General features: G+C 64.6%; 12 protein-coding genes and 1 pseudogene. 1 reads left to right on the top strand and 12 read right to left on the bottom strand.

From position 1 onward, the window contains the following. A pseudogene (locus JMV54_RS10610) lies at window positions 1–127 on the top strand (IS481 family transposase); the annotation flags it as partial. Here JMV54_RS10610 and JMV54_RS10605 read toward each other — a convergent pair. The 12 genes from JMV54_RS10605 to JMV54_RS10550 form a co-directional block, all read right to left on the bottom strand. Then, window positions 80–946 (bottom strand): hypothetical protein, encoded by an 867-nt coding sequence (locus tag JMV54_RS10605; RefSeq protein WP_201518894.1) that lies wholly within the window; start codon window positions 944–946, stop codon window positions 80–82. The pseudogene JMV54_RS10610 and the gene JMV54_RS10605 overlap by 48 nt on opposite strands. A gap of 114 nt (window positions 947–1,060) precedes the next feature. Continuing rightward, window positions 1,061–1,384 (bottom strand): hypothetical protein, encoded by a 324-nt coding sequence (locus tag JMV54_RS10600; RefSeq protein WP_201518893.1) that lies wholly within the window; start codon window positions 1,382–1,384, stop codon window positions 1,061–1,063. Beyond that, on the bottom strand, window positions 1,381–1,770 hold the full coding sequence (locus JMV54_RS10595) for an HK97 gp10 family phage protein (RefSeq protein ID WP_201518892.1): 390 nt from the start codon (window positions 1,768–1,770) through the stop codon (window positions 1,381–1,383). Before JMV54_RS10595 ends, JMV54_RS10600 begins: the two co-directional genes overlap by 4 nt. Next, window positions 1,771–2,199, bottom strand: a complete 429-nt coding sequence (locus JMV54_RS10590; RefSeq protein WP_201518891.1) for a hypothetical protein — start codon at window positions 2,197–2,199, stop codon at window positions 1,771–1,773. Then, window positions 2,199–2,408 (bottom strand): hypothetical protein, encoded by a 210-nt coding sequence (locus tag JMV54_RS10585; RefSeq protein WP_201518890.1) that lies wholly within the window; start codon window positions 2,406–2,408, stop codon window positions 2,199–2,201. Before JMV54_RS10585 ends, JMV54_RS10590 begins: the two co-directional genes overlap by 1 nt. A gap of 143 nt (window positions 2,409–2,551) precedes the next feature. Then, the gene (locus JMV54_RS10580; protein WP_201518889.1) at window positions 2,552–2,863 is read right to left on the bottom strand and encodes a hypothetical protein; all 312 of its coding nucleotides are present in this window, start codon (window positions 2,861–2,863) and stop codon (window positions 2,552–2,554) included. Further along, complete coding sequence (locus JMV54_RS10575) at window positions 2,863–4,410, bottom strand: HK97 family phage prohead protease (RefSeq protein ID WP_201518888.1); 1,548 nt, start codon at window positions 4,408–4,410, stop codon at window positions 2,863–2,865. The genes JMV54_RS10580 and JMV54_RS10575 overlap by 1 nt, the downstream gene beginning before the upstream one ends. Beyond that, the gene (locus JMV54_RS10570; RefSeq protein ID WP_201518887.1) at window positions 4,410–5,477 is read right to left on the bottom strand and encodes a phage portal protein; all 1,068 of its coding nucleotides are present in this window, start codon (window positions 5,475–5,477) and stop codon (window positions 4,410–4,412) included. Before JMV54_RS10570 ends, JMV54_RS10575 begins: the two co-directional genes overlap by 1 nt. 21 nt (window positions 5,478–5,498) lie before the next feature. Next, the gene (locus tag JMV54_RS10565; RefSeq protein ID WP_201518886.1) at window positions 5,499–5,690 is read right to left on the bottom strand and encodes a hypothetical protein; all 192 of its coding nucleotides are present in this window, start codon (window positions 5,688–5,690) and stop codon (window positions 5,499–5,501) included. A gap of 12 nt (window positions 5,691–5,702) precedes the next feature. After that, window positions 5,703–7,106, bottom strand: coding sequence for a terminase large subunit domain-containing protein (locus JMV54_RS10560; RefSeq protein ID WP_201518885.1), 1,404 nt, complete (start codon window positions 7,104–7,106; stop codon window positions 5,703–5,705). Next, window positions 7,106–7,417 (bottom strand): hypothetical protein, encoded by a 312-nt coding sequence (locus JMV54_RS10555; RefSeq protein WP_201518884.1) that lies wholly within the window; start codon window positions 7,415–7,417, stop codon window positions 7,106–7,108. The genes JMV54_RS10560 and JMV54_RS10555 overlap by 1 nt, the downstream gene beginning before the upstream one ends. A 99-nt stretch (window positions 7,418–7,516) precedes the next feature. Next, window positions 7,517–7,800 (bottom strand): HNH endonuclease (locus JMV54_RS10550; protein WP_230972923.1); only part of this gene is annotated, 284 nt, incomplete at its 5' end.

The following is a 7,800-nucleotide window of genomic DNA, read 5'->3' as shown; positions in this document are numbered from 1 at the left end:
ACGAGAAGCTCTTAAAGCCTGGAACCATCACTACAACTATCATCGACCCCACACCGCCTGCAGTGACCAGCCACCGGCCTCACGCCTCCACACCCGTGTCGACAACGTCATGACCAACTACACCTAGGCCGATTACGATTGCTTGAATCAGGGCCGGGTGCTCTTTCGCCCAGGTGGCGAAGCTCTGCATCCAGCGGGATGCTTCGGCGACGATTGGCAGGAACGCGGCACCGAGGGCGGCCTTGGCGTTCTCGTACTCGGCGTTAGCGCGCTGCTGCGCACCAGCAGCGGTACCAGCTTCGCGGGCGAACGCGCCTTGTGCGTCGCTCGTCTGCTCGGCAAGCAGCGCGAGCACGGCCTGCCGCTCGGCGGCGGTTTTCGCCTCGCCTGACAGGCCGGACAGGCCAAGCTCGGCGACCTTCGCGTCGATTCCCGCCTGCTTGATGCTGACGCCGTACCGCTCGATAGGGTCACGCTCGCCACGAAGCAGCGAGCTGAGCGCTGCCACGGCGTCAGCGGTCGAGCCACCAAACTGAGCAGCCAGGTCAGCACCTAGGCGAATGAGTTCATCGGTCTCAGCCCCGAGATCGGCCTGATCGACGCCGAGGTTCTTCAGCTGCGAGGCGATTACGGCGGCCATTTGCGAATACTCGCTACTCGCTAGCCCCACTGCGTCGGCAGCGGCTTCTGCGTTCGCTTGCATAGCCGACGCCTGATCTTTGAACACTGCTTCGAGCGCGCCAGCGGCTTGTTCCGCTTCTGACGCCGAGCTGATCCAGTCAGCTGATGCCGCTCCGATAGCCGCGAGGCCGACGCTCGCATACCCAGCGGCAACGTTGATCCCCCGCTGAAACTTGTCGGCGGCGGTCGCGGTCTCGTCGAGCGCGCGGCGGGCGCTTTCAGCGTCGCCAACCAGCTTGATCGAGACGATAGCCGATCTAGCCATTGTCCAGCTCCTTTCGCTGCTCGGCGAGTAGATGCACGGCGGTGAGCAGGTCGCGCTCGGTACCGTTGCGCCATTGGTCGGGGTGGGTGTTGGTGGCGAGCGCCACCGATACGATTAGCTCGTTTGCTGAGCCGCTAGGCCATCTTTTCCCAGCTCGACGCCTTCAAGCTCGGCGGTGTCGTCGCTGTCGCTCTCGGCGGCGACGTCGGTCACGGCGAGGTCGATCAGGGCATTCATGAAGTCGTCGAGGGTGCCGCTGTAGCTGCCCTCTCGCTTCGCGGCACGCCATGCGCAGAACCCTTGCATCCTGAATGCGTTTGTGGCGATGTTGCCCAGGTTGCGGTTAGCTAGGTACTGCTCGAATGCCATCTTGTCGGCGAACCTGGGCGTCGATTCAATGCGCTCGCCAGTCTCCAGCGTGGCAGTAAATTTCATCATTGCGGGTCTCCTTGCTTGCCCTTGATCTGATCGATGATTTCGTTCATCCGCTTCTCATAAGCGGCTACCCACTCGGGTTCGGTCTCTTTGGCGGCTTTCGCTGCGAATAGCGACGGGCGGATGCCACGCTTGTGCCAGCCCCAGTGGATTACGGCGGCGTAGGGAACGCGCCGCTTGCTACCCGCGCGGACGATGCCGGTCTTCTGGGTGACGCCAGTTCGGATCGAGCCGGCGAGCTTGCCACTGACGCGGGGCGCGCGACGCGACGCGGCAGCGGCGACGATCTCAGCGCCCTGCCGGTGCACAGCCTTGAGGTCGCCGAGGTCATCCCCAGCGGCTTTCAGCTGGCGGCGTAGCTCGCGCGCCCCCACGACATAGACGGCCACCTAGACACCTGCTGCGTCGCCCGGCACGGGGTCTCCTACCAGCGGGAAAGTTACATCGGAAGTGTTGCGCTTGGTGACGTCGCCGCCGATGTCGATTGGGCGTAGTACCAGTTCTCCCGAGTACATGCGCTTCGCGGTGCCGTTCGGCGTGAACTTGAACGGCACCTGCTTACCGGCGTGCTTCATGCACCATTCGGCGAGGTTGTCAGTGTCGTAGTCCTGAATCAGGGTTGCTTCAAGCTCCCATGTGGTCGTCTGGCTACCAGGGATCGAGTCGCCCGAGAGTACGACTAGGGCGTCGTCGCTCTTGGTGCTTGGCTTAAGTCGCGCCTTGGTGCATTGGGTAGCGAACTCGCGTTCTGCGGTAGTGGTGGAGACGTCGCCGATCAGCAGCTTGCCGGGGCCTAGGACGGTCGATTTGACGGGCATTATGGTGCCTTTCGCTGGGTGGTGATGATGACAGGAACGGTGAAGCAGGGCAGCGCGTATTTATCGGTTTGAAGCACTTCGGCGGTCTCGATAGCGCCGTCCGGCTCTATCACGGTCAGGGCGCGGCCTAGCAGGGCGTCGAGCTGCGTCAGGGCGCTACCTGCGGCCTGATCTGGCACGACTAGGTGCACGTCGAGCACGACGTTCATCGCGCCGTCTAGGGTGGTGCCCCTTATCTCGCGGGGGTTGATCCATGCGCCGGGGATCGCTACCCGCTTGGGGTCTACATGGGATCGGATACCAGCGCTAGCGAGGGCATCGCGGACAGTCTGGACTGCTTCGGGGATCATGGCTACCCCACGATTGGCGGCGCGAAGCGCCCGATCCGGCACAGCTGTTCAATGCGAACATCGGTCAGGCGTGCGAACACGTTGCGGGCGGTTTCCCAGCCCTCGGCTATGCCGGGCGTCGCCCGGTCGCGGTATAGCCCGGCAGCGAGCTGTAGCGCGCCCTCGTGGCAGCTGGCGTCCCATTCGGTGCGGTAGCGGTGCACGTAGGCGGTAGCGGCTGCTGCGCACTGCTCGACGCGGGCCGAGTCGCTGGCCACCTCGTCGAGGTAGGCGGCCAGCTCGTCGGCGGTTACGGTGGCGGCTTCGGCAGTCATTAGACGCCCGGCGAACTTGCTGCGACCTTGCGGGTAATGAGCGCGCGGGAATCATGCACTTCTACCATGCCGTAGCTGTAGAAGCCGAGGTCGATACCAGCGTGGGCGACGTCGAACGCCTTGATCTGGATCGGCGACTTCTCGCGGATCGTGACGGCGCGGGCATCGGCCATGAACACACTACCGGCGGGCAGCTCGGGCGCGGACTCGATGCGCAGATCGGCGACCTGCGCGGTTCCCTCGCGAAGGCTGACGCCGCCGACGGCGTTGGCGAGCCAGTGCGGAACCTCTGACTGCTTCAGCGAAGCGTAGGCATCGAACTGATCCGGTGCCAGCTTAATCATGCTGGGCGCTGCGCCGATCTTGCGCAGGTCGGCAGCTGACGCGCGGAGCGCGTCGAGCAGCGTCGCCGACTGGCTAGCCGATGTGGCTTCCTTCAGGATCTTGCTTGCCACGTCCGCATCGGACGCCACGGCATACTCTGCGAGGGCTGCATTCCAGAACGATTCGAGGAATCCAGGGTCGGCGAGGTCAAGGAAAATGCGGTCGATGTCCCAGCCTCCTGCCCAGCGTTCGGCGGTGAAGGTGACGGCTTCGGTCTTGACCTTGCCGGTGGGTACCTCGGCCTTGTCGCCAGCGTACTTAGCGGGCTTTGGCTTGGTTACCCATCGGTAGCCGGTGCGCTTCATCGTGGTGAGCTGCTGGGTGGGGCCGAATGCTTCGATCCAGTGGCGGCGGATGTTTGCGGCAGTCCACAGCTCGCCAATCCAATCTTCGCGACCGATGAAGCCGTGACCAGCGTCATCGCCCGGCACGATGTCGGCGAGGGCGAGCATGATCGCGCCCCGGTCGCCCGAGTTGATCGCGCTAGACACTGTTTCGATCACGGTCGAGAGCGACATTGGGCGGGGCGTGACCTCGGCGCGGGGCGGTACCGGGCCGGCGGAGAGCTGCGCGGTAGCCGGGGTGACTTTCTCAGCAGTGGTCTTTTCAGTCTTTTCAGTCTTTTCAGTCTTTTCAGTCTTTTCGGTCTTTTCGGTCTTTTCGGTGGGTGGGGCGGTGTTGGTCATTTCGGGCGGCTCCTTATCGGGGTGGGCGGATGCGGTGACGGTTTCGACGGTGGCGGTGGCGAAGTCGGGGACGGCGACCAGGGACACCTCGAATAGTTCGGCGGCGGTGACGTGGATCACGCCGTCGGCGGCGCGGTGGTGCTTGGTGGCGAGGAACCCGATACTCAGGCCGTCGCGAAGTCCGGCGGCAGCGGACTGTAGCGCGGCATCGGAGGCCGGGCCTTCCGGCAGCGTGAAGCGTGCACGTGTGCCGGTGCCGTCTTCGAGGTCTTCCAGCTCGGCAAGCACACCGACAGGCTGCGCCTGATCGTGGTCGATCAGCAGCTTGACGCGGCTCAGCGGCTCGCGGGGCTTCAAGCTCCCGGCGGCGAGCTGTACCCGCTGGGTGGTCGAGGGTGCGCCGTAGGTCGCGATGATCCCGGTGATGGTACGCCGTTCGACGTCGGCGGCGGCAAGCGTGGTTGTGGTGAGCTGCATCAGGTCAGGCCTTCCTCTGCGCGGGCTTCTTCGATAGTGATGATCCCGGCGGCGATACCGTCCGCTAGGGTCTTCCAGCGCTGTTCACGCGAGGGCTGAACCAGGGCGTCGGTGTCAAACGTCACCACGCGCCCGCGCGGCGTGACATCGGGCATTGAGAGCCGGTCACTGATCGCGGTCATGAACGGCGATAGCGTGAAGTCGATCAGCTCGGCGTTCCTGCTCTCGCGGTTCGTGTAGTTGAGCGAGCTACCCGAGATAACCACGTCGGCAGCCCATGCCGGCAGACCGATAGCGCGGACTAGCTCAAGGTCGATCTGTCGGCGCCCCTCGATTAGCAGGTTCTCGGTTGACGCGCCGAGCGGGCGAACTTCCAGGCCACGCGAGCTGTAGCCGACGCCGCGGCGGGCGCGGGCGCGTTCCCAGGACGTCAGCAGATTCTCGACTTCCTCGGCGGTCATTTCCTCGCCCGTGTTGTGCAGGTCGAGCGCGGGAACTGGGTTTGCTTCAGCTCGCGACGCGGCGGCGGTGATCGTGATCGAGCGGCGAAGCACGTCAGCGCCCGCGATCAGCAGCCCCTCGTCTGGCGAGTCGAAGCGGATAAGATCGGCGGCGTTCACGCCGCGCGGTGTCTTGACTGCCCCGGTAGCACGGTCATATGACACTACGGCATTCGGCAGCAGCTCGACGCGCGTTGGGAAGCCCCTAGCGTCGCGTTCGATGACGTGCCAATGCGCATACGGGTAAAAGATCAGCTGATCGACTAGCCAGGTGATCGAGTTACTGCGAGAGCGGCCAAGCTCGGGCTGCGCCAGCAGCCGCGACGGTTCAGCAGCAGGGTCGAGAGTTTCGACAAGCGGCAGCCGCCCGATAGTCGAAGCTATCAAGTTGCGGGCGCGGCGCACGACAGGGATCGACATAGCTCGGGAGCGGTCGAGCGGTGCCAGCGGCGGGGTCGCAAGCTGCGCGACGGCGTTCACTGATTCCAGGTGCGTCGAATCGGCAAGCGGCGACGCGGTACCGGTTTCGACGCCAAGCGCGTTGAGTGCGACCTGCCAGAACTTCATGCTTCCAGCTTCCGCAGATTTTCAGGATCGCTTGTGTGCGCTCACCATTTTCTGGGCGTGGTACTGCTCGGGGTGGTGGGTGCGCTCGTGATCGCTGGCAACGCGCCAGGCTTCGTCACGGGTGAAGCGCATGGCCGACCACCAAGGGCAGGCCTTGCAGCGGATCACTACAGTGGTCTGCGTCGAGTCGATCACGAAGGTGTGCTTAGTCATGGTGTCCCCCTTCTAAAAGACAGCCAGCGGGGCGGGTGCCAGCTGCTCGGTGTTGTCGTAGGCGTGGAGCGCGGCGGTCGCTGCGAGCAGCGCGGCGATGCTGCCGGTCGAGCGTTGGCGCGAGAAACGAACGGTGTCGCCGTGGCGTTGCAGCTGGGCGACTGCGACAGCTCGGCGAAGCGTAGCGGTGCCGTCGTGGCGAAGAGTCCGGTTACTGACCGCATCGAGCAGTTCAGCGGTGCCGGTCGCGGCATCGCGGGCACCGATGCCGGTAATCGTCAGCTGCTCGTCGCGGGTGAGGGCTGCGGTGATCGCGCGGGTAGCGCCGCCGTCATCGGCAGCGATGCCGCGCGGCTTCATGCCGTCGATCCGGCGGATCAGGGGCGCGAGCCACGCGGTACCGGGCGCGGCGTGCATGAGCGCGATACGTGGATCGCCCGCCGGGGTGCGCCATGCTGCGCACACGACACTGGGCAGGTCGGCAGCGTCGGCGGCTTCGTAGCCGATCCCGATGTCGTGCATCGGCGGCGGCGCGGTAAGGTCAGCCGCTAGCTCGTCCCACGTTTCGAGCGAGATCAGCGGATCGGCGGCCTCGATCCAGTTGTTACAGAACGCGCGTAGCCAGGCGGCGTGACTCGATGGTCTGATCTTGAGCAGGTCGGCGGCGGTAACGGTGTGGCCAACGGCGGGGTGGAAGGCTTCGAGCGTCGCGGGATCGTAAGGGTCGAGGTCGGTTGGGCGTGACCACTCGAAGAATGCGACGCCGGGGCGGGTACCGGCGCGAGCTTCGTCAACTAGCCGTTTCATGAACGTGCTCGTCGCATCGCCAGCCGTGCTAATCATCCAGACCTGCGAGCGCCCGGCGAGTGTCTGCTGTGCCGGGCGGATCGCGCCGTCCAGCAGCGCGGTGCCCAGTGTCTCGCTGAGGGCAAATATTTCGTCTAGTACGACTAGGCCTGGCGTTGAGCCGTGCACGGCTGCCAGCCCGGGCGAGAATGTGCGAATCACGCTGCCGTTGAGCGGCACGTCTAGCCCGGTATCGCCCGCGCTCCAACGGGAGGTTGTGACGGCAGCGAATGGGCTGGCATCAATCAGCTTGGAAGCATCGCGGAAACGATCACGGGCATCCTTGCCCGTCTGAGCGGTGTAAAAGATCGTCGATCTGGCGCGCGTTATCGCCCACCACAACATCAGCGGCCACACTAGGGTGGTCTTACCGGATTGGCGCGGCACGGTAATCAGTACGGTGTCATAGACGAACCGCCCGAATTGATCGACCTCGGTAGCGGTTTCCAGCACTTGACGTTGCCACGGCATGAGCGGTTTACCGAGCGCCGCCGACACCTTGCCGATCTGCTCGGCGAAGTTCCGGCGGTTCGGATCGCGTGGCGCAGCGAATGCTGGCGTTGCTGGCATTAGCCGCCCAGCTGTTCGACAAGGGCGGCGAAGGCTTCGGCTTCGCTGATGCTTTCCGGCTTCGGAAGGGCTTCGAGACATTCGCGAAGCTCGCGGGCGGCCATCGCGGCAGCGGATGCACGGCCCGAGAGCTGCCCGGCTTCGGTGGCGGCTGCCATGACTCGGGCGAGTTCACACAATGCCGCGTGGCGGTCGTCGATTAGGCCATCGGCTTCGAGCGCTTGAATGGTTTTGTCGAGTGCTTGCAGCAGGCTGCTGTCGGGGGTCGGTGGTTCCAGCCCATCGAGGGCCGGGGTCGTGGTTTTCGACATTTTTCACCTCGTTTTCTTGGTCTGATCTGGCGGTTTTTGGCCGGTTTTTTTGGAGTGTGGGGAGAGATAAAGAGTGCTGGCGCGGGACTCTCTGACCGGTCACGCTTTAAAAAATTGCAGGCGGGTCTCGATCTGTTCGGTGGCGGGTGTCACGTCGCGGGCACCACGCGCGAGGTTGCAGCGCTTGTGAGCTGGCGCGAGATTACGAAGGTCATAGACGGCGCCGCCCTTCGAGCGCGGGATGACATGATCGGCGCTATCAGCTCCAGGCAGCCCGCACAGCCAGCAGGTTGTGCCGTAGGTCGCGAGCGTGAGCGCCACGAACTCGGGCACTCGATGGCCTGCCCACTGCTCGACTACCCCCGGGGCTGCAAGTACCCCCT

Source organism: Gulosibacter hominis, from assembly GCF_904842695.1.
In the GTDB taxonomy this organism is placed as follows: Bacteria; Actinomycetota; Actinomycetes; order Actinomycetales; family Microbacteriaceae; genus Gulosibacter; species Gulosibacter hominis.
The sequence above is the reverse complement of the archived record's forward strand: the minus strand, read 5'-3'. Positions and strand labels throughout refer to the sequence as shown.

What these genes read in the sequence shown, in the direction of transcription:
- JMV54_RS10605 (WP_201518894.1), bottom strand. Translation starts at nt 946, where the DNA reads ATGGCTAGATCGGCTATCGTCTCGATCAAGCTGGTTGGCGACGCTGAA.
- JMV54_RS10600 (WP_201518893.1), bottom strand. Translation starts at nt 1,384, where the DNA reads ATGATGAAATTTACTGCCACGCTGGAGACTGGCGAGCGCATTGAATCG.
- JMV54_RS10590 (WP_201518891.1), bottom strand. Translation starts at nt 2,199, where the DNA reads ATGCCCGTCAAATCGACCGTCCTAGGCCCCGGCAAGCTGCTGATCGGC.
- JMV54_RS10585 (WP_201518890.1), bottom strand. Translation starts at nt 2,408, where the DNA reads ATGAACGTCGTGCTCGACGTGCACCTAGTCGTGCCAGATCAGGCCGCA.
- JMV54_RS10580 (WP_201518889.1), bottom strand. Translation starts at nt 2,863, where the DNA reads ATGACTGCCGAAGCCGCCACCGTAACCGCCGACGAGCTGGCCGCCTAC.
- JMV54_RS10575 (WP_201518888.1), bottom strand. Translation starts at nt 4,410, where the DNA reads ATGCAGCTCACCACAACCACGCTTGCCGCCGCCGACGTCGAACGGCGT.
- JMV54_RS10570 (WP_201518887.1), bottom strand. Translation starts at nt 5,477, where the DNA reads ATGAAGTTCTGGCAGGTCGCACTCAACGCGCTTGGCGTCGAAACCGGT.
- JMV54_RS10565 (WP_201518886.1), bottom strand. Translation starts at nt 5,690, where the DNA reads ATGACTAAGCACACCTTCGTGATCGACTCGACGCAGACCACTGTAGTG.
- JMV54_RS10560 (WP_201518885.1), bottom strand. Translation starts at nt 7,106, where the DNA reads ATGCCAGCAACGCCAGCATTCGCTGCGCCACGCGATCCGAACCGCCGG.
- JMV54_RS10555 (WP_201518884.1), bottom strand. Translation starts at nt 7,417, where the DNA reads ATGTCGAAAACCACGACCCCGGCCCTCGATGGGCTGGAACCACCGACC.